This is a genomic window from Microbulbifer hydrolyticus, from assembly GCF_009931115.1.
In the GTDB taxonomy this organism is placed as follows: Bacteria; Pseudomonadota; Gammaproteobacteria; order Pseudomonadales; family Cellvibrionaceae; genus Microbulbifer; species Microbulbifer hydrolyticus.
Genome location: NZ_CP047491.1, coordinates 2156306 through 2182504, shown reverse-complemented (window position 1 = coordinate 2182504; position 26199 = coordinate 2156306). Strand labels below are relative to the sequence as shown.

The window sequence follows — 26199 nt, the reverse complement described above, 5'->3', positions numbered from 1 at the left end:
CGCCTGTATGGAGTCAGGCGTGACTTTTCCGGCCGGTTCCCCGGCAAAATATCAGGAATACCGGGTGTTTTTCACTACAACCCGGATGACATTGGCCAGTAAGGTTTGAGGTTTAAATGCTCAGCAAGGATTTAGAGGTAACGCTCAATCTAGCGTTCAAAGGTGCACGGGCGAAACGCCATGAGTTTATGACCGTTGAGCACCTGTTGCTGGCGCTGCTGGACAATGAATCCGCGGCAGACGTCTTGCATGCCTGCGGCGCCGACCTCAGTGCGCTGCGCCGGGAGCTGCTCGAATTTGTGGATTCCACCACCCCCCTGATTCCGGAAAATGACAGCGAACGTGAAACCCAGCCCACCCTTGGCTTTCAGCGCGTACTCCAGCGTGCCGTTTTTCACGTACAGTCGTCCGGGAAGAAGGAAGTCACTGGCGCCAACGTACTGGTTGCCATCTTCTGCGAGCAAGAAAGCCAGGCTGTCTACTACCTCAAGCAGCAGAGTGTCGCCCGTATCGATGTGGTGAACTACATCACCCACGGTATTTCCCGCGTCAGCTCCGGCGGTAACAACACCCACAGCAGTCCCGACCCATCGCCTGAACAGGTGGACGAGGATCTCGGTTCGGCCAGCGAACCGGGTGGTTCCGATCCACTGGAAAGTTACGCCACAAATCTCAACCAGGAAGCCATTCTCGGTCGCATAGACCCTCTGGTCGGGCGCGCGCCGGAAGTCGAGCGCGTGACACAAGTGCTGGCGCGCCGCCGCAAGAACAACCCGTTACTGGTGGGTGAGTCCGGTGTCGGTAAAACGGCCATCGCAGAAGGTCTCGCACGCCGTATTGTGGATGGTGAAGTGCCGGAGCCGCTGAAAGAGAGCACCATTTACTCCCTGGATCTCGGTTCACTACTTGCGGGCACCAAATACCGCGGTGACTTTGAAAAACGGTTCAAGGCCCTATTGGCAGAGCTCAAGAAGCGCGAGCACGCGGTACTGTTTATTGATGAGATTCATACCATCATCGGCGCCGGTGCTGCGTCCGGCGGCGTGATGGATGCATCCAATCTGTTGAAGCCACTGCTGTCCAGCGGTCAGCTTCGCTGTATTGGGTCAACCACGTTCAATGAATATCGTGGTATTTTTGAAAAAGATCGCGCTCTTTCTCGTCGCTTCCAGAAGATTGACGTTCATGAGCCATCCGTCGATGAGACGGTACAGATTCTTCAGGGCCTCAAAACCTGCTTTGAGGATCACCACAAGGTGCGCTTCACTGACGCGGCGCTGGAGGCTGCTGCGCACCTGGCCAATCGTCACATCACCGAGCGTTTCCTGCCGGACAAGGCCATTGATGTGATCGATGAGGCGGGTGCATACCAGGCATTGCTTCCGGCGGATCAGAGAACCGACACCATTTCGGTCACCGAGATCGAGAATGTCGTCGCCAAGATGGCGCGGATTCCCGCGAAAAGCGTCTCCGCTTCCGATAAAGCGGCGCTGGCAAAGCTCGACGACAACCTCAAGATGGTGGTATTTGGTCAGGATTGCGCGATTGAGGCGCTCAGCACGTCAATCAAGCTGGCTCGGGCCGGACTTGGTGCAGAAGAGAAGCCCATTGGCTCCTTCCTGTTTGCAGGCCCCACTGGTGTCGGTAAAACCGAGCTCTGTCGCCAGCTTGCCCAGGTCATGGGTATTGAGTTGATCCGCTTTGATATGTCGGAATACATGGAGCGCCATACGGTTTCCCGTCTGATTGGCGCGCCTCCCGGCTATGTCGGGTTTGACCAGGGCGGGCTGCTGACCGACTCTGTGACCAAGCATCCGCACAGCGTTGTGCTCCTGGATGAGATCGAGAAAGCGCACCCGGAAGTCTTCAACCTGCTTCTGCAGGTTATGGATCATGGGACCTTGACCGATAACAACGGGCGCAAAGCGGACTTCCGTAACGTGATCCTGATCATGACCACAAACGCCGGTGCTCAAGTGATGAGCCGCCGCTCGATCGGCTTCGCCAGTCAGGACCACAGCACGGATGGAATGGAGGAGATCAAGAAAATGTTCACTCCCGAATTCCGCAACCGCCTGGACAGTATCATCCAGTTTGGTGCGCTCGATATGGAAGTGGTCAAAACGGTCGTCGACAAGTTTGTGGTCGAGCTGCAGGCCCAGCTGGACGAATCCCGTGTGACGCTGGAGGTCGACGACGAAGCCCGCGAGTGGCTCGCGGTGAACGGCTACGATGAGAAAATGGGGGCTCGCCCGATGGCGCGCCTGATCCGGGAGAAGTTGCGCAAGCCGCTAGCCGAAGCGGTGCTCTTTGGTGACCTGTCGGAAGAGGGTGGTAGGGTCGAGGTGACGGTCGAAAACGATCAGCTCAAGATCAACACTGCCGTACCGGTTCACTGAGGGTTCGCATCCGGCGGGTAAAACCGGGCAACGAAAAAAGCCACCTTGAAGGTGGCTTTTTTAATGCGCCGGATAAGAGGCATCGCAACCTCCGGGAATCAGCGCCGGCAGCTATCGGCCTCTGTCTTAGCGGGCGCGGTAGGTGATGCGACCCTTACTCAGGTCGTAGGGAGTCAGCTCCACCTTGACCTTGTCACCGGTGAGGATGCGGATGTAGTTTTTGCGCATCTTGCCGGAGATGTGTGCGATTACCACATGTCCATTTTCCAATTTCACGCGGAATGTGGTGTTAGGCAGGGTGTCGATCACCTCGCCTTCCATTTCAATGTAATCGTCTTTTGCCATGCGGCAGCAACCCTTGAATAATTTGTACTAGCTTTTCCGCCACGGTTTTGTAGCTCCACGAGATGTCAGATTCGGGAACCCGGCGGTACGACGGGCGTGCATTTTGCACGAAAAGTGCCTGCAGGCCAAGCGAAAGCAGGCTTCACGGCAAAATCCGGGGATGCGGTGGGTGGATGGCTCTCAGGGAATCGCGATCAGCCTACCGGGTAGTCTAGTCGGTTTTTAGTGCCCAGCGATTATCCTGAAGAATCTCCAGCGGGCGAAACTGGCTTTTGTACGCCATTTTCTGGCACTGGGAAATCCAATAGCCAAGGTAGAGACTGGGCAGTCCAAGTCGCCGGGCCCATTCAATCTGGTAGAGAATCGAATAGCTTCCGAGGCTGCGCTTGAGCTCGTCCGGGTCGTAAAAGGTATATATCGCGGACACGCCGCCGGTCAGCACATCGGTCACGGCGGTTGCGACCAGGCGGCCTCGTGCCCTGAATTCCAGGTAGCGTGTGCTGCCCCAGGCGCTGTTCAGAAAGCTGCGGAACTGCTCGCGACTGGGTGGGTACATTTCCCCATCCCGATGACGCTGCTCAATGTAGCGGGCGTAGAGCGCGTAGTGTTCATCGGTATCGATGTCGCGCTGGTGAAATACATCCAGGTCCCGGTTGCGACGCCAGCAGCGGCGCTGGTTTCTATTGGGGACAAACAGTTCAACCGGGATGCGAGCGGGAATGCACGCCTGGCATTGGGTGCACTGCGGCCGATAAAGGTAGTTGCCGCTGCGGCGAAAGCCCAGTTCGGAAAGTCGGCTATACAGGCGCTGATCGACCGGCGTCTGGGGATCCACGAACACGGTGGTGGCTTCCTGATCTTCCAGGTAGCCACAGGGGTGGGGTAGTGTGGCCAGCAGGCGCACAGAGTTCAGCTGTGAATATTGGCTCATGCCGCTGTTACGCTCCTGCCGGGTGTCTATTGGTGTATGCCTGGCCCGGCTAACGGGTCATTTTTGTCTCCGCAGGTGGATTTTCCCGGCGACGTTAGACTCGAGGGTAATTTGCGGTCAGCGAAAACACAAACTTCGCCGACCGAACGGGGGGCGTTCTCATACAGTGAGCTTCGTCAGGGAGCGCTGAAGAGCCCTGAAGAAGGCGCGGCAGGCCAGGGGAGGGGGAAGGCTGGCTCTGACACCCCATCTTGCAAAAGGCGCTCAAACAGCGGGCGAGGCACCTCAATGGCGCCAAGGCTGGTGAGGTGTGGATTGCTTACCTGGCAGTCGATCAACCGGCAACCCCAGCTAGACAGCTGGCGTACAAGATAGGCAAATGCGACCTTGGAGGCATCCGTGGCCCGGTGAAACATGGATTCACCAAAAAACACCTGTCCAATGGCAAGCCCGTAGAGTCCGCCGACCAGTGTGCCATTGAGCCAGGTCTCTACGGAGTGGGCGTGGCCCAGCTGGTGCATCTCCAGATAGGCCTCGCGCATGTCTTGTGTGATCCAGGTGCCCGACTCCTGTGCCCTGGGCGCCGCGCAACCGTCCAGTACCTGTTCAAACGCCTGGTCAAACGTGACCTGGTAGCGCCCCTGCCGGATGACTTTTTTAAGGCTGCGGCTGAATTCCGTGGTTTCAGGGCGGACGATACAGCGGGGGGAGGGCGACCACCAGAGGATCGGTTGATCGTCGGAAAACCACGGAAAGATACCCCTGCGATAGGCTGCCAGCAGCCACTCGGGGGTGAGGTCCCCGCCGACGGCGAGCAGTCCGTTGGGGTCGCTGAGCGCCGCACTGGTGTCGGGGAATGCGACCTGGTCCGGGTCCAGCAATGAGAGAATCTCGTCGGCGTTATTACTCAACCTTGTACCTTTCTGGCGTCTTCACATGCATCTTCTGTAGCAGGTCGAGTCTGAACGAAAAAAGGCGGCTGTGCAGCCGCCTTTCGGTAATTGGACACGCTCGAACGCTTACTGGGCGTCGAGGAAGCGCTCCGCATCCAGTGCCGCCATGCAGCCAGTACCTGCAGATGTTACCGCCTGACGGTAAATGTGGTCGGAAACGTCTCCCGCTGCAAACACGCCGGGCACGGAAGTCTGGGTCGCGTTGCCGTGCAGGCCGCTCTCAACAATGATGTAGCCGCCGTTCATTTCCAGCTGGCCTTCAAAGATGTCGGTGTTCGGTTTGTGGCCGATGGCGATAAATACACCGGAAACGTCGACTTCCCTGGTGGAGTCGTCCTGTACGTTTTTCAGGCGAACACCGGTCACGCCGTTGTCGTCTCCAAGCACTTCGTCCAGCGTGTGGTGCCAGCAGAGGTTGATGTTGCCGTTCTCGGCCTTTTCCAGCAAGCGGTCCTGCAGAATTTTTTCAGCGCGCAGCTCGTCGCGACGGTGTACCAGGGTCACTTCGCTGGCGATATTGGAGAGGTACAGGGCCTCTTCCACCGCAGTATTGCCACCACCGACGACGACAACCTTCTGGTCGCGGTAGAAGAATCCATCACAGGTCGCACAGGCACTGACGCCGCGCCCCTGGAAGGCTTCCTCTGAAGGCAGCCCCAGGTATTGCGCAGAGGCACCGGTGGCGATAATCAGGGAGTCGCAGGTATAGGTTTCGTTGCCCTTCAGGGTGAAGGGGCGCTGCTTGAGGTCAACTTCGTGGATGTGGTCGAAGATGATGTTGGTGTCGAAGCGCTCGGCATGCTGTTGCATCTGAACCATCAGGTCTGGGCCCTGGAGATCGTGTACGCCGCCGGGCCAGTTCTCAACCTCGGTGGTGGTGGTCAGCTGGCCACCCTGTTGCATACCGGTGATGACAACCGGGTTGAGGTTGGCGCGTGCCGCATAAATCGCGGCGGTATAGCCAGCGGGGCCGGAGCCGAGAATGATCAGGCGGTGATGGTTACTCATGGCGTGACTCACAATACTTCGATGTTGGAATTGGGTGATTCTGTATCTGTTTGCCGAACAGGTTGTCGCGCTCGGCAAACGTTGCCTGCGCGGATCATGGCCCTCCCTTGGTCATTGTTCAAGTGGGGCGATGAGGCTCCGGTGGGCGGGCCCGTGGGCCGAAGCGCGGCAAATAGCCAGTGTTAAAATTTGCGGCAATGATAGAAGAAAGGGGCGCAAGCGACCAAATAGTTTGACCTTATCTATCTGATTGCGCGGCTTTATAGGTTACTCAAATTACACGGGCTCGATGAAACAGCAGCCACTTCGACCGGCTTGCGTGCACAATCGGTATATCGCGTATTTCCACACTTTGTGTGAACAAGTTCTGTTAACGCGTTGATTTTAATAAAAAAGTTGAAACTTAAAGTGATTTCTAGGGCGAGCTTCAGGTAGCATTTGCGGTTAGGCTGTAGTACACAGAAGCCCTGACAATGCTGTTGCTTATATATAAGGCACAACGAACAAAAACACTGTTACTGAGGTAAGCCATTGAAGGCTGAAAGCGAAACCGAATCTGCGGCGGCCATTCCTGACTCCCTGATCGCGCGGATTGCCCGGGAGGGCGCTCTGATCGCACTGCTTGCCGGTGCCTTGCTCGCGGGGATTAGTCTGCTGAGTTACAGCCCCGCCGACCCGGGCTGGTCCCACACCGGTAGCGGTGGCGATATCGAAAACGCGATTGGCCCCACCGGTGCCTGGCTCGCAGATGTCTGCCTGTCCCTGCTGGGCTGGATGGCTTACCTGTTCCCGATACTGATTGGCTGGCGCGCCTTCCGCATTCTGCGCGACAAGAACGCCCGTTTCCATGGGCCGCTTTTTGCCCTGCGGGTAGGTGGCCTGATGCTGCTTCTGGTGTCTGGCGCGGCGATTGCGACGCTGTGTTTTTCCGAGCCAGCGGAACCGCTGCCGTTTTCCAATGGCGGAATTATCGGTGCTGCCATTTCCGGCTTTATGGAGAAGGGGCTGGGCTATATCGGTGCCACCATCCTGCTGCTGGCGATGTTTGCCATTGGCGTCACTGTATTCACCGGTATGTCGTGGCTGAAGCTGTTTGAGGATATTGGCCGCAGCGTACTTTTCGTATTCAGCTGGATCGGTAGCCGTTTGGCGCGGATGCGCAAGGACCGCGAGGAGCAGCGCGTGGCCCGCGAAGCCGTGGTAGTGCGCAAGGCGGCGGTTGAGGAAGAGAAGCAGCGCACGGCCAAGCGCCTGCCGCCGCAGATTGCGCCCACCGCGCCCCCGGTCAAACAGAGCCCGCGTGCGGTCAAAGAGAAGCAAGGCGAGCTGTTCAAGGGGCCGGTGACCGGTACTTTGCCGGCACTGTCGCTGCTGGACGCGGCGGATGCCAATAAGAAAGCCGGTTTCAGTCGCGAGGCGCTGGAGGCGCTTTCCCGGCTGCTGGAACTGAAGCTGAAAGATTTTGGTGTAGTGGCAGAGGTGGTCTCGGTACTGCCCGGGCCGGTGGTTACACGCTTTGAAATTCAGCCTGCACCGGGTGTGAAAGTAAGCCGTATCACGAATCTGGCCAAGGATCTGGCGCGCTCGCTGGCGGTGATCAGTGTGCGTGTGGTCGAGGTCATTCCCGGTAAATCCGTAGTGGGCATCGAGATTCCCAATGAAAACCGTCAGATGGTGCGTCTATCGGAAGTGATCGGTGCCGAAGTCTACGACAAAGCCAATTCTGCGCTCACCCTGGCGCTCGGGCACGACATCTCTGGCCAGCCGGTGGTGGCAGATCTGGCCAAGATGCCGCACCTGCTGGTGGCGGGCACCACCGGATCGGGTAAGTCCGTCGGCATCAACGTGATGTTGCTGAGTCTCCTGTACAAATCCACCCCGGATGAAGTCCGGCTTATCCTGGTGGACCCGAAGATGCTGGAGCTTTCGGTCTACGAAGGCATTCCTCACCTGCTTACCCCGGTCATCACCGACATGAACGACGCGGCCAACGGCCTGCGCTGGTGTGTTGGGGAGATGGAGCGTCGCTACAAGTTGATGGCGGCTATGGGCGTGCGCAACCTGGCCGGCTTCAACCGCAAGGTCAAAGAAGCTGCGGCGGCGGGTGAGCCCCTGATTGATCCGATCTGGCAGCCGGATCCGCTCTCCAGCGTACCGGAAGCCGAGCAGACTGCTCCCCATCTCAAGCCGCTCCCGGCTATTGTGGTTGTGATCGACGAATTTGCCGACATGATGATGATCGTCGGCAAGAAGGTCGAGCAGCTGATCGCACGGATTGCACAGAAGGCCCGTGCGGCAGGTATCCACCTGTTGCTGGCGACCCAGCGCCCGTCTGTGGATGTGATTACCGGCCTGATCAAGGCGAATGTGCCTACGCGGATGGCGTTCCAGGTGTCGTCTAAAGTGGACTCCCGCACCATTTTGGACCAAGGGGGTGCGGAGCAGCTCCTCGGGCACGGCGATATGCTATATCTTCCGCCGGGTACAGCGGTGCCCATAAGGGTGCACGGGGCCTTCGTGGATGACCATGAGGTGCACCAGGTTGTGGCAGACTGGTGTCGTCGCGGTGAGCCCGAGTTTATCGACGGGATTGTCGATGATTCGAATAACAGCATTCCAGTACCGGGCATGGCCACCGAGGGTGGCGAGGATGACCCGGAAGCCGATGCCCTGTATGACGAGGCCGTCGCTTTCGTGACCAAATCGCGCAAGGCGTCTATTTCGTCTGTGCAGCGACAGCTGCGTATCGGCTACAATCGCGCCGCGCGAATGATTGAGGCGATGGAGGCGGCCGGGGTGGTGTCGCCCCAGCAGGCCAATGGCAACCGGGAAGTGCTGGCACCGCCGCCCGCATAATCGCGGTCCGGCGGTCGCGGTAAATTGACCCCGGTTCAGGCCGGGTTCACTTGCCGCGGACTAGGCTTTAAGGACATTCCCCGGAATAGCAAACTGGAAGGCACTTATGAGACGTACACTGAGCATTCTTCTTATCGCGCTGGGTTTCGGCGTGGGCGCGGGCGGCGTACACGCCGACGCAAGTGAGGAACTGAGCCGATTGTTGCAGCCATTGGGCTCCATCTCCGGCAATTTCCGCCAGGTCCTCAAAGACCAGAAGGGAAAAACCCTGCAAAAGAGCAGCGGGAATTTTTCCGTGCAGCGTCCGGGCAAATTGCGCTGGAAGACCGGGGAGCCCTTTCCACAGCTCCTGGTAACGAACAACAAAAAACTGTGGCTGTATGACCCGGACCTTGAGCAGGTCACCATTCGTCCGGTCGACAATCGCATGAAGGAGACCCCGGCACTGCTGCTGGGCGGCAAGGTAGAGGATATCCGCAGCTCTTTCAGTGTTGAGAGCAAGAAGGGGGCTTACTACCTCACATCCAAGCGCGCCTCGGCACCGTTCAAGTCGATGGTGATCCGCTTCGACAAGAGTGGACTGCCAGCCGCGATGACCGTGCGCGATGGCATGGGTCAGACCACCGACATCCAGTTCAATAGCATGCAAGCCAACCCGAAATTGTCTTCGCACATGTTCAATTTCAAGCCACCCAAGGGTACCGACGTTATTCGCGATGAGTGATCTGTTCCAATCACCCCCTCGGCATCAGCCTCTGGCCGCTCGTATGCGGCCGCAAACTCTGGCCCACTATGTGGGCCAGACGCATTTATTGGGGCAGGGTAAACCCCTGCGCGAGGCGGTCGAGCGCGGCCAGTTGCACTCAATGGTGCTCTGGGGGCCGCCCGGGGTGGGTAAGACCACGTTTGCCCGCCTGCTCGCCGAAGAGTGCGATGTGCGTTTCGCCACTCTATCTGCGGTCCTGGCCGGGGTTAAGGAAATTCGTCAGGCGGTCGCGGAGGCGGAGCAGCACGCGGCCCAGTTCGGTCGCGGCACCATCCTGTTTGTGGATGAAGTACACCGCTTCAACAAGGCGCAGCAGGATGCATTTCTTCCGTACGTGGAAGAGGGCACCGTAACGTTTGTCGGCGCCACCACGGAAAATCCATCCTTCGAACTGAATAACGCGCTTCTTTCCCGCTGTCGCGTTTACCTGTTGCGCAGCCTCACTCAGGAAGAGCTGAGCGGCCTGTTACTGCGCGCACTTGCCGAAGACGAGGGGCTCAGGTCCCGCAACATCGCGTTGTCGGAGGAAGTGCTCGACAGGATTACCCTGAGCGCCGATGGCGATGCGCGCAGTGCGCTCAACCTGCTCGAGATTGCCTGTGATCTGTCGCGGGAAGAGGGCGGGCGGCAGGTAATTGACGACGCCGTGCTTGCGGAAGTGCTCACCGCCGATGTGCGTCGCTTCGACAAGGGTGGAGATTACTTTTACGACCAGATTTCGGCGCTCCACAAGTCGGTGCGGGGCTCGGACCCCGATGCTGCGCTCTACTGGTTCGCGCGGATGATCGACGGTGGCTGCGACCCGCTCTATGTCGCCCGCCGCGTGGTGCGCATGGCCAGTGAGGATATCGGCAATGCAGACCCGCGCGCGCTCGAGATCGCGCTCAACGCGTGGGATGTGCAGGAGCGACTCGGCAGCCCGGAAGGGGAGTTGGCCATCGCCCAGGCGGTGGCGTATCTCGCTGTCGCCGCCAAGAGCAACGCGGTCTACAGCGCTTACAAGCGCGTGTTGGCGGATATCCGCAGAGAGCCCAGTTACGAGGTGCCCGTGCACCTGCGCAATGCGCCGACCAAACTGGCGAAGGAAATGGCCCATGGCGCAGAGTACCGCTACGCCCACGATGAGCCCGATGGTTTCGCTGCCGGGGAGAACTACCTGCCGGAGCCTATCGCGGACCGACGCTATTACTACCCGGTCAATCGCGGACTTGAGCTGAAAATCGAAGAAAAACTGCAGCGCCTGCGCGCGCTCAACCAGGCCAGCGGCCAGCAGCGTTACGCGCCGGCACAACACGCTGCGCCAGAAAAGCGCTAGAATCCACCTCCACAGCTGACCGTCTCATCGTTTCCCGGGAGTTCCCCCATGCAATGGATAGCAATAGCACTTGGCGGCGCCGTTGGCGCCATCCTGCGACATCTTGTTGGGGTTTGGGCGTTTCCGGTGTTTGAGAGCCGGTTTCCCCTCGGGACATTCATCGTCAACGTGGTCGGCTCTCTGCTGATCGGAATTGCCTATGTGGTGATCGTTGAGCGGGGGATGCTAGGCCACGAGTGGCGGCTGATGATCATGACGGGCCTGTTCGGGGCTCTTACCACCTTTTCGACCTTCTCGCTGGAAACCGTGCTGATGTGGCACAATGGCCAGCCTTTGACGGCGCTGGCTTATGTTGTCGCCAGCATCCTGGTGTGCGTCGCCGTAACTGCAACGGCCATCACGCTGGGAATGAAATATCTGTAACGCGGTAATCAATACACCATGCTCGATCCAAAACTGATTCGTAACCATCTCGACGACGTTGCAGCTGCGCTGACCAAGCGCGGCGTGCAGCTGGACAAAGCCAAGCTGGAGCAGCTCGAAGAGCAGCGCAAAGAACTGCAGATGCGCACAGAGTCCCTGCAGAATGAGCGCAACAGCAAATCCAAGAATATCGGTCGTGCCAAGGCCAGCGGCGAAGATATAGCCCCGCTTTTGAAGGAAGTCGAATCTCTGGGTGGGCAGCTGTCGGAAGCCAAGCAGGCGCTGAGTGACCTGCAAGCGCAACTGGACGATCTGCTGCTGGCAATCCCGAATATTCCCGACGAGTCCGTGCCGGAAGGCAAGGACGAAGACGATAACGTGGAAGTCCGCCAGTGGGGCACGCCCCGCAGCTTCGATTTCGAGGTGCGCGACCACGTCGACCTCGGTGGCAGTCTCGGCGGCCTCGATTTTGAGGTGGCGAGCAAGATCACCGGTTCGCGCTTTGCGGTCATGACCGGCAAGGTGGCCAAGCTGCACCGCGCGTTGGCACAGTTCATGCTAGATCAGCACGTAGAAGAGCACGGCTATCAAGAAGCCAATGTGCCGGTCATAGTAAATAGCGATTCCCTGTACGGCACCTCGCAGCTGCCCAAGTTTGCCGAGGATCTGTTCAAGCTGGAGGATGAGCGTGGTTTCTACCTTATCCCCACCGCAGAAGTACCGCTCACAAACCTGTACCGCGATGAAATCGTCGAAGACGCCGGTTCTCTGCCACACAAGTTTGTCAGTCACACCAACTGCTTTCGCTCTGAAGCCGGCTCACATGGGCGTGATACCCGCGGCATGATCCGTCAACATCAGTTCGAAAAAGTGGAACTGGTATGGTTTGCCCGCCCGGATCAGTCAAAAGACGCGCTCGAACAGCTCACCAGTCATGCGGAAAACATTCTGCAGAAACTGAACCTGCCATACCGCACCGTAGTGCTGTGTGGTGGCGATATGGGTTTCGGTGCAACCAAAACCTATGACCTGGAAGTATGGATTCCGTCTCAGGACAAATACCGGGAAATTTCTTCCTGCTCCCTGATGGGGGACTTCCAGGCCCGGCGTATGAAAGCCCGCTGGCGTAACCCGGAAACCGGTAAGCCAGAACTGCTGCACACCCTGAATGGATCCGGGCTCGCAGTGGGCCGTACGCTGATCGCGGTGCTGGAAAACTACCAACAGGCCGATGGTAGTATTGAGGTGCCGGAAGCACTGCGCTCCTATATGGGAGGCGCAACCAAGATCGGCTAAGCAGTATGGAATAAGAACTTGCGTTACCTGCCTCTCGCTTTTGATTTAAAAAACCGTCCCTGCCTGATTGTCGGGGGCGGCTCCATCGCAACGCGCAAAGCGCGGTTACTTAATAAAGCGGAGGCCCGCCTGCTGGTGGTGGCTCCGGATATTACCGACGAGCTGCGCCAGCTGGTTCTCGCCAGCAGTGGCGAGTACATCGTAGGGACCTATCGCCAGGACCTGCTGGATAATGTCGAGATGGTCGTAGCCGCGACCGCCGACGCAGACGTCAACGCCCTGGTTTCCCAACATGCCCGTGCCCGACGCCTCCCCGTGAACGTGGTGGATTCTCCGGAACACTGCACGTTCACTTTTCCCTCCATCGTTGAGCGCGGGCCGCTGGCCATCGGAATTTCCAGTGGTGGCTCTGCGCCGGTTCTCACCCGCATGCTGCGGGCCCAGATCGAAACCTTGTTATCTCCGGGGCTCGGCCTGATTGCTGAAATGGCAGGGCGCATGCGCGACAAGGTCAAGGCGGCTCTGCCCGAAGCTCAGCGCAAGGACTTCTGGCACTGGGTGTTCAATGGGCCGATCGTCGGACAGATCGAGCGTGGCCATAAATCCGAGGCCGAGCAGACCCTGCTGGAGGAGCTGGGGCGCTGGGAAGAGAAGCCCGCGCCGAGCGGTGAGGTTTACCTGGTCGGCGGTGGGCCGGGCGATCCCGATCTGTTGACTTTCCGCGCCCTGCGCCTGATGCAGCAGGCTGACGTGGTTCTCTACGACAGGCTGGTTTCCACCGAGGTGCTGGAACTGGTGCGTCGCGATGCCGAGCGTATCTACGTGGGCAAAATGAAGCAGTTCCATTCGGTTCCCCAGGACGATATCAACCAGCTACTGGTGGATCTGGCGAAAGAGGGCAAGAAGGTGCTGCGGCTGAAGGGCGGGGATCCGTTTGTCTTTGGCCGCGGAGGCGAAGAGATCGACAAGCTCGCCGAGGCCGGCGTGCCATTTCAGGTGGTGCCGGGTATTACCGCCGCCATCGGCTGTTCCGCCTATTCCGGCATTCCCTTGACCCACCGGGACCACGCCCAGTCCGTTCGCTTTATTACCGGCCACCTCAAGCAGGGTGACCTGGTACTGCCATGGGAAGAGCTCATCACCAAAAACCAGACGCTGGTGTTCTATATGGGCCTGACCGGGCTCCCCACCATTTCTGAAAAGTTGATTGCCAATGGAATGGACGCCGATACGCCGGCTGCGCTGGTGGAGAAGGGCACCACCCGGGATCAGCGAGTGATCGTCGGTACCATTGCCACACTGCCGGAACTGGCGGAGGCCCACAAAGTGGAAGCGCCGGCACTTACGATCATTGGCGGCGTGGTGACGTTGAGAGAAAGCCTGGGCTGGTATCAGTGAGCTAGATTTTTGCCGAGAGGATAATGTTCGGCATCCCTGACCCCATCCACCGGTAAACCCTTTCTATACTGAAGAAGGAGTTTGCCAGTGGTGGTTCTATGTTGTGGATGTTGCTTCGGTTTTATTGCACTCTTCTGGTGCGCAGCTTTTTGCCCCGGGAAAATGAAATCGTATTGCCCGATGAAAACGATAGCCACTTGCGCCGCTACTCCCGCAGCTATCGGGTCAAGCGGAACTGGGTGAAAAACCTCTGGATCGGCGCATCCCTGTTAATGATCTGCTTTCCGCTTCTGCCATTTGTACTTGGCCTGGGGCTGTTAACCTCTTTTCTTTCCTTCGCGATTCTCGACGAAACAGCCTGAATTCTCGCCTGTAGGTAAAGCCAGCGTGCGGCTATCTGGTAGCTGCACGCTGCGAAACCATCGAAGAAGTCTTTATTTCAATGTGAGAACATATTCGACTGACTTTTCGGTAAAGCTCGAGGGATTACCTTCCACCCAGTCCCTGTGTCCATTGCCAAAAAACGGCGAAAGCGGATGCGCGCTTTGCCCTGTCGCCATATGGAAAACTCCCAGTTCTTCATGACCCGGCGCTACCACCATGCGCTCTGAAGCGCCGTTGGTGGATGACTGGAAGCGGGGCATATGGGAATCGCCGGGTAGGGGATCCGCTGGCATCGCGGTGAACCAGTTGACTGCAGACACCGCGCGCCCAAGTGGGTGCAGGATTTTCGCCGAGTTCTGCACACCCCATGTCTGCTGTGCGAGGGGCAGGCCATCTTCAGCCATCTCTTCCAGTACCTGATCGAGGGCCGCGAGCTTGAGCGCTTTCCACGAGGCAAATTCCGGGTTCAGCAGGTGGGCGGGCTCGTTGGACAGCATCTCCCAGGCCGGGTATTCCACCTGGCGATTGACCCGGCCAAATTTGAAGGTTGGATCATGTCGCTGCATGTACGTCAGTACCGGTGCCGTGGCGAAGTCGATAAAGCGCAGGCGGAAATTCCGCACGATACGGTAGCCCACGGAATCCGCACTGGCACGCCCACCCCAGCTTTTTACCTGTTCAAGTACGTCGTCGTAGCCATCGCTTGTGCTCAGTAGCTGGACCAGATGTGCCTGCCAGCGCTCGAGGAATATCGCGCGGTCGTCCAGCTGAATGTCCAGCAGGTCCTGCTCGGTAAAGTGATCCCGCGCGAACAAGTCATCGCGAATCTGCTGTTGGCGTGCGCCGAGCGCATAGCCCCCGTCACCCATCACGCGGAGGAATTCGCCGTCCATGGTGCGTGAGTTGGCGGTCCAGATCCGATGCGAAGGCGGGTTGTATATGCTGGGTTGCTCTGCCAGCGGCAGGAACCCATCCCAGAAGGCTGTGCCATCGGCCCAGCTGACCGAGCGATCCCCATCGAGGCCGACGCGCCGAGGTATCGGGCCCGCCACGGTCCAGCCGATATTGCCTGCGCTATCACCCAGTACAAAGTTCTGGTGGGGCATGCCGAGCTCGGGGGCAATATCCATTGCCGCGCGCACCGTCTCGACGGTTTCCAGTTTGAGCAGGTTCAGGTTGGCGCCCCGTATATCGTGAGCCACCCAGCGGTAGGCGAGGGGGGTGCCGTTGTGGTCTTCGCCGACCACTGGTCCCCAGATTGTCTTGCGTACTTTCAGTTCGCTTGCGGGCTTGCCGCTTATGTTGATCTGCTCGACGGCAATGTCAAAATCCTGCCAGCCTTCAGGCGTACGGTATTGCTCGCCGTTCTCCGAGATTTCTAGGGGGATCAGGTCGCCCCAGTCCGCTGTCGTGTTGGTGAAACCCCAGGCTACTTTGCCATTGCTACCGGCCACAATAATTGGGCCGCCAGGGAGGGATGCCCCGCGCATTTCAAACTCGGTGCCGGGTACATTCCAGCCCGCGCGGAACCAGATATTGGGAACCGTGATGGCGAGGTGCATGTCGTCGGCCACGATAGCTGCCCCGTGCTCCGTCAGTGCGCCGCCGACCACCCAGTTGTTGCTGCCGAAGATCATGTCTTCGCTTTCCATTTTTCCGTACGCCATGGGCTCACCTTCGTCCACCAGCGCCGCGATATGGGTCTCTGGCAGGTTGAGAGGGTCGCGCGCATCACCAATCAGCGGGGCATCCCATACGCCGCCCTTGGGGGCAAAAAAGTGATAGAGGTCGCCCGGGAGCAGTTCAGCCAGTGCATTGTCACGAAGCTCAAAATCACCGGTCCGGCTCTGAAGAGTCAGGTACATGCTGAAAATGGTGAGCATGCTATCTGCCGGTACCCACTTGCGCGGTTCCTGGCGGAGCAGGGCGTATTCCCAGGGCTTCGCCCCCAGCTGGGAAAGGCCGTAGTTCACACCGTCGGCATAGCTTTGCAATACCTGCTGCTGGTGAACTGGCATGGCGCCAATATTGCGCTCGGCGCGCGCGCGAAACTGGTGTACTCGCACCCCCTTGTCGTGCTCGAGCGCCGCTTCGCCCACCAGCTCGGAGAGCTCCCCGGCAGAATTGCGACGGAGCAGGTCCATCTGGAAAAAGCGCTCCTGCGCGTGCAGGAAGCCCAGTGCGAAGGCGGAGTCGGTGCGGGTTTCGGCAGTGATAAATGCAACCCCCTGGGCATCGCGCTCAATGCTCACCGGCTTCGCGAGCTGACCTGTCGACAGTTCGCCGTTGAGGAGGGGCAGGCTCTGGCGCAACCAGGCCCAGGTGGCCAGCGCAACTAGTAATAAAAGGACAAGCAGGGCAATAAATCCGCGCAAAATGCGTTTTGCCCATGGGCTGCTATTCATCATCGGGGGAGCTCTCGGGTAAAAAATAAAATCGTTATTTTGGGACTGATAGCCGGTTTCTTATGGTATCTGACGTTTGCCAGTCTATCAGCCTCTCGCTACCTTGAAGTGGTTACCGGGGGACTTTAGTTGGTCACAAATGTCGGTTTTAGGTCGAACGTCGTGCCAAAATGGCGCACTAAATCACACTTGCGGGTCATAAAACTGACCGGTCACGATAAAAAGGTCACAACAAGCTTTTCTTGGGACAGCGCTACCCGTAAGATGGCCCAACTTGACTATCAATAAAGACAATTTTCCATCACGCTTTTCATATAACTAAAACGCGAGGACGCGATGATGTACAACGCCGATCAGTCCGGTAAAAACCGGGCCTTTACACTGTCCACTCTGTCCGCAGCTATCGCGGTTACCACCGTGCTAAGCGGTGCCGCAACTGCTGCCGAAATCGAAGAAGTGGTTGTTACCGCTCAGAAACGTGCAGAGAACCTGCAGGACGTGCCGATTGCCATTTCCGCCTTCACCGGCGACAGCATGAAGGCCATGGGTGTAAAGAACCTGACCGACCTGGGTAAATTCACCCCGGGCGTTGAAATGAACAACGATACTCCACTGCAGCCCACCTATAGCGTGCGCGGCATTGAGACTGGTGACTTCACCGTGGGCTCTGACCCGGCGGTAGCGGTTTACGTCGACGGCGTATATACCGGTCGTGGCGCTGGTGCTGAAATCCCGCTCGCCGACATCGAGCGTGTGGAAGTGCTGAAAGGCCCGCAGGGCACCCTGTTTGGCCGCAACGCCACCGGTGGCGCCATCCATATCATTTCCAAGAAGCCGCAAGCGGACGACACCACCGAGCTGAACCTGACAGCCGGTAACTACGGTCGTCAGTCCACCGACCTGCTGCTGAACCGCCAGTTCAGCGATACGGTGTATGGCCGTTTTACCGCGTCTACCAACCGTCGCGATTCCTTTGCCGATAACCTGGCCGGGGATTTCACCGTCGGTAACATTGATACCCAGACCTACCGTGCCTCCTTGCTGTGGGAACCGACTCCGGATACGGAAGTACTGTTCCGCGGCGAGTACGGCATCATGGATCAGGGCAGTGCGCTGCGCACCTCTATTGTTCCGTCCCTGCAGGCGGAAGCGGGTGGTACCGATGTATTTGGCGACTACGCGCTGGATACCCCGACCATCGAAGATCGCGATTCCTGGGGTGGTTCCGTGTCCGTCGTGCATGACTTCGACAATGTAACCTTCACCTCCATTACCGCCTACCGCGGTTTTGACGCCCACCTGCAGCAGGACGAAGACGGCACTGCGAACCCGGATTACATGTTCGGCTCTGCCAACTTCGATGATCAGACCCAGTTCTCTCAAGAGTTCCGTCTGAACGGTATGACCGACACCCTGAAGTGGACCCTGGGTGCTTCCTACTCTCGTGAAGAGCTGGAGCACACCACCGATGCGTACTTTACTGCCGGTTCGCTGGAATCCTTCGCCGTGTACGAAGGCGTCAAAGCGCAGCTGGACGCAATGGGTGTAGACCTCACCACTACGGAAGTAGAAGACTTGGCATATCAGCAGCGCCAGGCCATGATTGCTGGCGGCCTCGAAGGCGCTGCCGTATCCACGTTCGTATACGACCTGATGGTCCAGTCTGGCCAAGTAGATGCACTGCTGGCGGGGCTCGGTGCTCCTGCCGGCATCACGGCCAGCATGCTGGATCGTGAGCAGATGGCCGCGCAGCTAATGGCCGGTATCGCACCGTGGGTCATGGCAGACACTGCCTGGAATGAATCTGTACTGAACGAGGGCGATTACCGCTCCGCCGCGATCTACGGTGATGCTACCTGGAGCCTCACTGACAAGATGGACCTGACCGTTGGTGCGCGTTATACCGCCGATAAGAAAGACTTCTCCATCGTTAGCTCCTACCAGAACACGCTGCCTCTGGCTTTGTCAGGCGGCATGGTTGACCTGAAAATGGAAGACGGCACTGTAATCGGTCAGCTGCCTATCCCGGCACTGCCGCTGGGTGCGATTCCCTCACCGCGTTTTGGTATTGCGTTCAACAACAACGGCGTTGCCGATCTGAACCAGGAACTCAGTGACTCCTGGAGCGACCTTTCCGGCCGTATCGTTCTGGACTACCGCTGGAACGACGATGTCATGACCTTCGTCTCTCTGGCAGATGGCTTCAAGGCCGGTGGTTTCAACAGCTTCAGCGCTGCGCCGGGCATCGACCCGTCCTTCGACCAGGAGAGCGTGACCAACCTGGAAATCGGCATGAAGAGCAGCCTGTTCGACAATGCTGTGCGCTTCAATGCTTCTGTGTTCGCGTACGATTACAAGAACCTGCAGCAGTTGGACCTGGTAGGTGCGCCGATCCCCAACTACTACCTGCGTAACGCCGATGCCGAAGGCCGCGGTGCGGAAATGGAAGTACAGTGGGCTGCGACCGACAACCTGTTCATTGCCGGTAACTACTCTTTCCTGGATACCGAGTACACTCGCTACCAGATTATCGAGTCTATCGGTGAAACCGAAGAAGCGAACTCCCGTGTGGGTCAGCCTCGTGTTGGCACTCCGGAGAACAAGTTCAACATCATGGCCGAGTACACCTGGGCCCTGGCCGAAGGTGGCGACGTCACTCTGCGCGGTGACTACAACTGGACCGACGAGCGTGTTGGCTCCATCAGCGACCCGGCCCGTGTAATCCCGGACTACCAGCTGATGAACCTGCGTGCTGGCTGGAACAGTGCTTCCGACCGTTACTCTGCCGCCCTGTGGGTGCAGAACGTGACTGACGAAGAGATCGCCGGTGGTTACGGCGGTACCGGTGCGGCAATCGGTGCCAGCCCGGCGTGGCGCTTCATGCCTCGCATGTACGGCGCGGACTTCACCGTGCGCTTCTAATCGCACACGATGTGATATCGAGAAAGGGTCGGCATTGCCGGCCCTTTTTTGTGCCTTACGTTCCCGTAATCCGGAAAATCATGGCGTTTAAAACTTCTTGTCCCGCGGCGATTATGTAGGAATACGCCACAATGCATGTATGATCAAAACGACTCGCCGTCATTGAATGGGGCCGGGAATGAATCTGATTACGCAGGCAGGGTCAGAGGTACAGGAAGAGGGAAGTGAAGAAGGGGGAGGGCATGGGAGCGCTCGCTCTGAATCTCCGTTTTCCGCCACGCAGGATCCGAATTCGGAAGACCTGTCACTCGACCAGCGCGCCGAGCTACTCAACAAATATCAGCGCGTGCGCACGGAAACGGATGCTCTTTCTGACCCACTCAGTGCTGAAGACATGCAGCTGCAGTCCATGCCTGATGCCAGCCCGGTAAAATGGCATCTTGCACATACCAGCTGGTTTTTCGAGACGTTTATCCTGCGCCACCACCTCGATGATTACCGGTTGTTCGACCCCGAATTTCATCACCTCTTCAACTCATACTACAACTCTCTCGGGCAACCATTTTCCCGTCCTCAGCGCGGTCTTCTGTCCAGGCCAGACACAGAGCAGGTCTTTGCCTATCGTCGCCACGTCGATCGGGCGATTGAGCGGTTGCTGGCGGAGGAGGATTGTTCTGCGGAGGTCGCCGCGCTAATGACGCTCGGGTTGAATCACGAACAGCAGCATCAGGAGCTCCTGCTGACGGATATCCTGCATGCATTTTCGATTAATCCCCTGTTGCCCGCTTATCTTGAAGAGCCGGCCGATGATGCGTTGTCCGGTCAAAGTCAGCCCCCGTCCTGGCTCAGTGTTCCAGAGGATACCTATACGATCGGCTGTGACGGAGACGCCTTTCACTTCGACAACGAGTCCCCTTCACACTCGCAATATCTGCAGCCATTCCGAATCGCGTCACGGCTGGTCACTAACCGCGAGTATCTCGAGTTCATGGAAGATGGCGGCTATTGTGAACCCCGTCTGTGGCTTTCGGATGGCTGGGCCTGGGTACAAAAATCGCAGCGACAAGCGCCGCTGTACTGGCAAGAAAGGGAAGGAGGGTGGTTCCAATTCACACTCGCCGGCCTGCAGCCGGTCAACATGGACGCGCCCGTCTCGCATGTCAGCTTTTATGAGGCCGACGCATTTGCGAGCTGGGCCGGCCACAGGCTACCCACTGAATTCGAGTGGGAAGTGGCAGCCTGGCTGTACCGCCGGCCGGACACCCTGTCAGCGGCCAACCTGCTTGAAAAACGCCAATATCAGCCAGTTCCGGAATCCGCTGCCGCACCGCAATTTGTCGGAAACCTGTGGGAGTGGACGGGTAGTGCCTACCTTCCGTATCCCGGTTTCCGCGCCAGTGCGGATGCCGTTGGTGAATACAATGGCAAATTTATGTGTAACCAGATGGTTCTGCGCGGAGGCTCCTGTATAACGCCCGCCGACCATATCCGGATCAGCTACCGAAATTTTTTCTACCCTCACCAGGCCTGGCAATTTACCGGTATCCGACTGGCAGGAGATCAAGTTTGAATATTGCAATGCGGACGCTCAAGGCGTCAGGGAATGCATCGTTGTCCACGGACCCGGAAGAAAACGGCCATTCTGAGGCAGTTTCCGAATTCAGCAGAGATGTGATCAGGGGGCTCACCTCGCCGAGAAAAACTCTGCCCTGTAAATACCTGTACGACGAAGCCGGATCGTTGATTTTTGAACAGATCTGCGAACTGGACGACTATTACCTTACGCGTACCGAGTCGGAAATCTTTTCAAAAAACCTGCCCGCCATTGCGGAAGCGTTGGGGCGGGATGTGACGATGATCGAGCCTGGCGCCGGGAACTGTGAAAAGGCACAACCATTACTCGCGATAATGGATACGCCAAGGTGCTACATTCCGATTGATATTTCGCCAGAGATACTGTTGGCCGCGGAATCCCGTATCGAAACGGCACTTCCCGGACTGCAAGTGCAGCCGGTTATTGGCGATTTTACGATGCCTGAATCCCTGGGCGAAAAGACCGCTGAGAATAAAGAAGTGATATTTTTTCCCGGCTCTACGATTGGGAACTTTACCTGGGAGCAGGCGCGCACCCTGCTGCAGGGATTCGGGAGCCGTTTGTCCGCTGGCGATGGTCTGTTACTGGGTGTCGACCTGGTGAAAGATTCGGTAATACTTGAACGCGCGTATCATGATGACCAGCATGTAACAGAAGCATTCAACAAAAATCTGCTTCAGCGGATCAATCGTGAATTGAATGGCGACTTTGACCTCGACGCATTCGCGCACAAGGCGTTCTATCATCCGCTGCGTCAGCGCGTGGAAATGCACCTGGTGAGCCTGAAATCCCAGCGGGTGAATATCGACGGTGTTCAGATTGATTTCGAGGAGGGAGAGACGATTCACACCGAAAACAGCCACAAATACACACTGGAAACCCTGGAGACCTTGTTAGCGGACGCCGGATTCCACCCTCAACAGTACTGGACCGATAAGAATAAACATTATGCGCTTTGTTATGCAGATTTTGCCTGATTCCAATTTTCGCCTGGTTATCCTGCTGGCCGCGATTTGTGCACTGCTGCCACTGACCAGTCGAGCAGAGCCCGCGGAGGCAAACAGCGCGGCGGCTTCCATCGTCGTTCACAAGTCACCATTTTGTCTTTGCTGCAAGGAATGGATTAAACACCTCGAGCAGAACGCCTTTTCTGTAACCAGTGAGAACACTCTGGATACGGCAAAAATCAAGCAGGCAAAAGGCGTTCCTGCGAGCTTGCAAGGCTGCCATACCGGTGTTTCGCAAGGACAATATGTGTTTGAAGGGCATGTACCGGCGCGCCTGATTCGCAAGTTCCTTGCCAATCCACCCAAGAACAGCATCGGGCTAGCAGTGCCGGGAATGCCGCAGGGTAGTCCGGGCATGTATCGCGGAAAGAAGTTTGAGCCCTACAATGTTTTTCTCATTCTGACGGGCGGGGATTACCGACTGTACGAAACCGTGAACCAGCCGGAAGATCAGTGACACTGGTATTTGGTTGCGGGGGTCGCTAACCTTGGCGGCCCTTAAAGAAAAAGCCGCCATGCCCAGTCATTTACCGCCTAAAAGCAGTCAGCCATTCGAGCCAGCCCTTGGCCTCGCCAATTGCCATTTACAGACCATATTCCCGCGCTACCATCGGCCGCGGCCATGGATTCGTACTCAGTGCCAGTGGCTTAAGACCCCCGACGGCGATCGTCTCGCCGTGCATACCCCGGTGGCCCTGCGCGACGATGCCGATACACCGCTGGTGCTGATATTGCACGGGCTGGAAGGTTCGGTGGAATCGCCCTATGTGCAGGGAATAATGGAATCCTTGCTAGGGCAGGGTTTGCAGGTTGCGGTGATGCATTTTCGGGGTTGTGGTGGTGTGCCAAATCTACTTCCCCGCGCCTATCACAGTGGCGATAGTGGCGATCCGCGCTGGCTGGCGGGGCAACTTCGGGAGCGCTACCCAAACACGCCGTTAATGGCGGTTGGGTACTCGCTGGGAGGCAATGTACTGCTGAAATGGCTGGGTGAAGATGGTGTTGATTCACCTCTGGTGGCGGCGGTTTCCGTATCGGCGCCGTTGGATTTGCATGCATCTTCTCGCCGTATGGGCCAGGGCTTTTCCCGCGTTTATCAGCGGCACCTGCTGAAAAGCCTTCAACACAGCCTCCGGTCGAAGGCGCGTGATCCTGACCTGGCGCGCCAGATGCCTCGCCTGGATGAGGCGCGCTATTTTTCAAACTTCCGGAACTTTGACGATCACTTTACTGCGCCGCTCCACGGATTCAGCGGTGTTGACGACTACTATACGCGCGCTTCCAGCAAGCCGCTGCTCAAGGACATTTGCCGACCGACGCTGATTATCCATGCGGAGGATGATCCTTTCGTCTGTAACTCCGCCATACCATCCGGGGAGGAGGTCGGAAAAAGCGTCATGCTTGATATCAGTAAGCGTGGAGGTCATGTGGGTTTTATTAGCGGTAGTCTATGGCGACCTCGCTACTGGTTAGAAAGCCGCATACCCGAGTTTTTACTGGAGCACCGGTCTATTAGGCGGGCCTGATGCCCGGCGGATTTAGCGCAAACTGCTAAAGTTGGTGCATAAATGCGATAAAACGCATACAGCCAAAATCGAAGTCGATTACCGCTGTTTGCGAGCAAGGAACCGCTGTGCACCTCACTCCTTTCAACGTTGGCCTATCCAATGCCGGCTCCAGAGTTCGCGGGAGTTTCTCTGCGGCGCTGTTGCTCTGTTTTCTGGCCGGTCTCTGGTACAAGGACGCGGCGCGTGCGCAAAACTCATCCGCACCATCCACCATTTCTTATGAGCAGGCAGTATTCAGGAGCCTGAACGAGCATCCGGACCTGGCCGGGTATGAATTCCGCATGCAGGCTGCAGACGCGCGTGTCCGTCAGGCAGGTGTCGGTCCACGCCCAGAGCTTGGGCTGGAGATTGAAGATGTCGCAGGCACCGGCGACTTCAACGCTGTGGAAAGTGCGCAGACCACCTTGGGGGTCAGCTGGTTGCTCCAGTGTGAGGTGATCGACCGGCGCGTACAGGTTGCCTCGGGACGCACGTCAATGATTACCACGCAGCAGCAGATAGCGGCACTGGATGTCGCTGCAGATACCGCGCGTTACTTCCTGATGGCGCTGGCACAGCAAGATAGGCTGTCGCTGGCACGCCGCGCCGAGATTCAGGCACGCGAGGGGCTGGCGGATATACGGCGACACGTCCGCGTCGGCAAGCTACCGCAGGCGGAGGCTTCACGTGCGCGAGCTGAAGTGGAGCAGCGGAGCCTGGCGGCGGAAGATGTCGAACATGAATACGCAATCGCCAAGTATCAGCTAGCCGCACAGTGGGGGGAAAGGTCCCCGCAGTTTGCCGAGGTAGATGGGTCTCTTGCGATTTCGATTCCAGCGGTGGATATCGCGTCCTTGCGCCTTCAGATCAGTAACAACCCCAATCTCGCCACATTTCTCAATCGGGAACGTATCGCTGATGCCGAGATTGCACTGGCTCAGGCTGAAGCGGGTATCCAGTGGCGTATCAATGCGGGCATTCGCCGCATTGAAGCTACCGATGATTTCAGCCTTGTTGCGGGCATTTCCATACCACTGGGCAGGCGGAACCGTAATCACGCAGAGATAGAGGCGTTGATGGCCGAGCAGAGCCAATACCGGTCGGAACGACAGGCACTGGAGGTCGCGCTGGAAACAAGGGTCTATGTGATGGCTCAACAGCTCATGCACAGCCGTCATGTCGCTGACGCCTATCTGAAGCGTATTATCCCGAGTCTTGAACAGGCCCTCGCCGACATTGAAAGTGCCTACAAGCAGGGAAAGTACAGCTACTATGAGCTTGCCTCCGCGCAACAGGACCTGATTGATGCGCGCCTGTCTTTTCTTGAGGCTCAGTATCGTGGGCACCTTTACTGGATAGAGATTGAAAAATTGACTGGTCTATCGCTTGCCCGGTCAGGAGGCGGCAAGTGAGCAGGATCATCGCAGCGAGCCTGATTTTTGTGCTGTTCACTGTCGCGGGCATACTGATCAGTGAGCGGGTTCAGACCTCAGAAATAGCCGCGGAGGAGGGCGCTGATGTAGCTGAAGTCGGTGCGCACAACGGACGCGTATTGCGCGATGGCGATTTTGCCGTAGAACTCGCGATTTTCGAGCGAGGTGTACCCCCCGAGTATCGTGTATGGGTAACAAATAAAGGTAAGCCGCTCGACCCGCAGTTGGTGGATATCACAGTGCAACTTACAAGGCTTGGGGGTAAAAAGGAACGCGTTGGATTCGAGCCCGATCAGGACTTTCTTCGTGGGAACACGGTCATTCGTGAGCCGCACTCTTTTGTTGTAATGCTTGAAGCCAGGTATCAAGGAAAAAAATATCAGTGGGAGTATGAAAGTTTTGAGGGGCGAACCCGAATAGAGCCGGAAATCGCCGAAAGCATGGGTATTACAACGGCCGTTGCCGGTCCAGCCATACTGCGTGAGACCACAAAAGTTTACGGTCGGCTGGTGGTCGACCCGGTGCGTATTCGCGAGGTCCGAGCGCGTTTCGATGGTACCGTGGATTCGGTGAGAGTGGAACTGGGTGAGCGCGTGTCTCGGGGACAACCGATTATCGGCATCAATAGTAACGAAAACCTGAAAACATACACGATTAACTCGCCGATCGAAGGTGTGGTCCTTGAGCGCAATGCCAATCCTGGAGAACAGACGGACGGTCGCAACCTGATTGTGATAGCCGATGACGGTGCCTTGCTGGCAGAACTGGAAGTATTTCCTGCTACCCGAAGTCGTATTCAGCGGGGAGATACCGTCTGGTTGCGGCCGCGCGGCACCGAAAAAATCGTGGAGGGCGTTATTCGGCAGATTGATCCGGTTATCCGTCCAAACCAGTCGAGTACCATACGGGTGTCTCTGCAAGCGCCAGCGGAGGGCCTGGCGTCGGGCATGTTTGTCGCAGGGAATATACAGGTTGCCGAGTATCAGGTTGCGTTGGCGGTGAAACGCTCGGCACTACAGAGTTACCGGGATTTCACTGTTGTATACGCACAGGTCGGCGATCAATACGAGGTGCGTATGCTCGAGCTGGGACGCGAGGGGGGCGAGTGGGTAGAGGTCCTCGGTGGTCTTGAACCGGGTACTCGGTACGTGAGTGAAAATAGCTATGTGATCAAGGCCGACATCGAGAAGTCGGGCGCAGCGCACCACCACTGAGGC

20 protein-coding genes are annotated in these 26199 nt (G+C 57.7%); 15 read left to right on the top strand and 5 right to left on the bottom strand.

Annotation, left to right across the window (positions count from 1 at the left end):
* Nucleotides 1-116 precede the first annotated feature (116 nt).
* Nucleotides 117-2399 (top strand): ATP-dependent Clp protease ATP-binding subunit ClpA, encoded by a 2283-nt coding sequence (gene clpA / locus GTQ55_RS09160; RefSeq protein ID WP_161858459.1) that lies wholly within the window; start codon nucleotides 117-119, stop codon nucleotides 2397-2399.
* A gap of 126 nt (nucleotides 2400-2525) precedes the next feature.
* Here the strand turns inward: clpA and infA are convergent, their stop codons facing one another.
* The 4 genes from infA to trxB all read right to left on the bottom strand — a co-directional run bounded on the left by infA (nucleotide 2526) and on the right by trxB (nucleotide 5636).
* Nucleotides 2526-2744, bottom strand: coding sequence for a translation initiation factor IF-1 (infA, locus tag GTQ55_RS09155; RefSeq protein ID WP_010130378.1), 219 nt, complete (start codon nucleotides 2742-2744; stop codon nucleotides 2526-2528).
* 211 nt (nucleotides 2745-2955) lie between these two features.
* Entirely contained in the window at nucleotides 2956-3675 is a 720-nt protein-coding gene (locus GTQ55_RS09150) for an arginyltransferase (RefSeq protein ID WP_161858458.1), read from the bottom strand.
* 176 nt (nucleotides 3676-3851) lie between these two features.
* Nucleotides 3852-4586 (bottom strand): leucyl/phenylalanyl-tRNA--protein transferase, encoded by a 735-nt coding sequence (aat, locus tag GTQ55_RS09145; protein WP_161858457.1) that lies wholly within the window; start codon nucleotides 4584-4586, stop codon nucleotides 3852-3854.
* Between the two features lie 108 nt (nucleotides 4587-4694).
* On the bottom strand, nucleotides 4695-5636 hold the full coding sequence (gene trxB, locus GTQ55_RS09140) for a thioredoxin-disulfide reductase (RefSeq protein WP_161858456.1): 942 nt from the start codon (nucleotides 5634-5636) through the stop codon (nucleotides 4695-4697).
* Nucleotides 5637-6167: 531 nt separating this feature from the next.
* Between trxB and GTQ55_RS09135 the strand changes: the two genes are divergently transcribed.
* The 7 genes from GTQ55_RS09135 to GTQ55_RS09105 all read left to right on the top strand — a co-directional run bounded on the left by GTQ55_RS09135 (nucleotide 6168) and on the right by GTQ55_RS09105 (nucleotide 14052).
* Nucleotides 6168-8492, top strand: a complete 2325-nt coding sequence (locus GTQ55_RS09135) for a DNA translocase FtsK (RefSeq protein ID WP_161858455.1) — start codon at nucleotides 6168-6170, stop codon at nucleotides 8490-8492.
* Between the two features lie 106 nt (nucleotides 8493-8598).
* Nucleotides 8599-9216, top strand: a complete 618-nt coding sequence (gene lolA, locus GTQ55_RS09130) for an outer membrane lipoprotein periplasmic chaperone LolA (RefSeq protein ID WP_161858454.1) — start codon at nucleotides 8599-8601, stop codon at nucleotides 9214-9216.
* Nucleotides 9209-10573, top strand: coding sequence for a replication-associated recombination protein A (locus tag GTQ55_RS09125; RefSeq protein WP_161858453.1), 1365 nt, complete (start codon nucleotides 9209-9211; stop codon nucleotides 10571-10573). Before lolA ends, GTQ55_RS09125 begins: the two co-directional genes overlap by 8 nt.
* A gap of 48 nt (nucleotides 10574-10621) precedes the next feature.
* Entirely contained in the window at nucleotides 10622-10996 is a 375-nt protein-coding gene (gene crcB, locus GTQ55_RS09120; RefSeq protein ID WP_161858452.1) for a fluoride efflux transporter CrcB, read from the top strand.
* A gap of 18 nt (nucleotides 10997-11014) precedes the next feature.
* A complete protein-coding gene (gene serS / locus GTQ55_RS09115; RefSeq protein WP_161858451.1) occupies nucleotides 11015-12292 on the top strand; it encodes a serine--tRNA ligase in 1278 nt (425 codons plus the stop codon).
* 18 nt (nucleotides 12293-12310) lie between these two features.
* Nucleotides 12311-13690 (top strand): siroheme synthase CysG, encoded by a 1380-nt coding sequence (gene cysG, locus GTQ55_RS09110; RefSeq protein ID WP_161858450.1) that lies wholly within the window; start codon nucleotides 12311-12313, stop codon nucleotides 13688-13690.
* A gap of 98 nt (nucleotides 13691-13788) precedes the next feature.
* Nucleotides 13789-14052, top strand: a complete 264-nt coding sequence (locus GTQ55_RS09105; protein WP_161858449.1) for a hypothetical protein — start codon at nucleotides 13789-13791, stop codon at nucleotides 14050-14052.
* A 72-nt stretch (nucleotides 14053-14124) separates the two neighbouring features.
* On the opposite strand, the gene GTQ55_RS09100 is transcribed toward GTQ55_RS09105, so the two are convergent.
* Nucleotides 14125-16482, bottom strand: a complete 2358-nt coding sequence (locus GTQ55_RS09100) for a penicillin acylase family protein (protein ID WP_161858448.1) — start codon at nucleotides 16480-16482, stop codon at nucleotides 14125-14127.
* 333 nt (nucleotides 16483-16815) lie between these two features.
* On the opposite strand from GTQ55_RS09100, the gene GTQ55_RS09095 reads away from it, so the two are divergent.
* The 7 genes from GTQ55_RS09095 to GTQ55_RS09065 all read left to right on the top strand — a co-directional run bounded on the left by GTQ55_RS09095 (nucleotide 16816) and on the right by GTQ55_RS09065 (nucleotide 26196).
* The gene (locus tag GTQ55_RS09095; RefSeq protein ID WP_237567628.1) at nucleotides 16816-19401 is read left to right on the top strand and encodes a TonB-dependent receptor; all 2586 of its coding nucleotides are present in this window, start codon (nucleotides 16816-16818) and stop codon (nucleotides 19399-19401) included.
* Nucleotides 19402-19579: 178 nt separating this feature from the next.
* Nucleotides 19580-20971 (top strand): ergothioneine biosynthesis protein EgtB, encoded by a 1392-nt coding sequence (gene egtB / locus GTQ55_RS09090; RefSeq protein WP_161858447.1) that lies wholly within the window; start codon nucleotides 19580-19582, stop codon nucleotides 20969-20971.
* Nucleotides 20968-21972 (top strand): L-histidine N(alpha)-methyltransferase, encoded by a 1005-nt coding sequence (gene egtD, locus GTQ55_RS09085; protein WP_237567627.1) that lies wholly within the window; start codon nucleotides 20968-20970, stop codon nucleotides 21970-21972. Before egtB ends, egtD begins: the two co-directional genes overlap by 4 nt.
* Nucleotides 21944-22459, top strand: coding sequence for a DUF411 domain-containing protein (locus tag GTQ55_RS09080; protein ID WP_237567626.1), 516 nt, complete (start codon nucleotides 21944-21946; stop codon nucleotides 22457-22459). The genes egtD and GTQ55_RS09080 overlap by 29 nt, the downstream gene beginning before the upstream one ends.
* 31 nt (nucleotides 22460-22490) lie before the next feature.
* Nucleotides 22491-23528, top strand: a complete 1038-nt coding sequence (locus GTQ55_RS09075) for a hydrolase (RefSeq protein WP_237567625.1) — start codon at nucleotides 22491-22493, stop codon at nucleotides 23526-23528.
* A 107-nt stretch (nucleotides 23529-23635) separates the two neighbouring features.
* Nucleotides 23636-24961, top strand: coding sequence for a TolC family protein (locus GTQ55_RS09070; RefSeq protein ID WP_161858446.1), 1326 nt, complete (start codon nucleotides 23636-23638; stop codon nucleotides 24959-24961).
* A complete protein-coding gene (locus GTQ55_RS09065; protein ID WP_237567624.1) occupies nucleotides 24958-26196 on the top strand; it encodes an efflux RND transporter periplasmic adaptor subunit in 1239 nt (412 codons plus the stop codon). Before GTQ55_RS09070 ends, GTQ55_RS09065 begins: the two co-directional genes overlap by 4 nt.
* Nucleotides 26197-26199 lie beyond the last annotated feature (3 nt).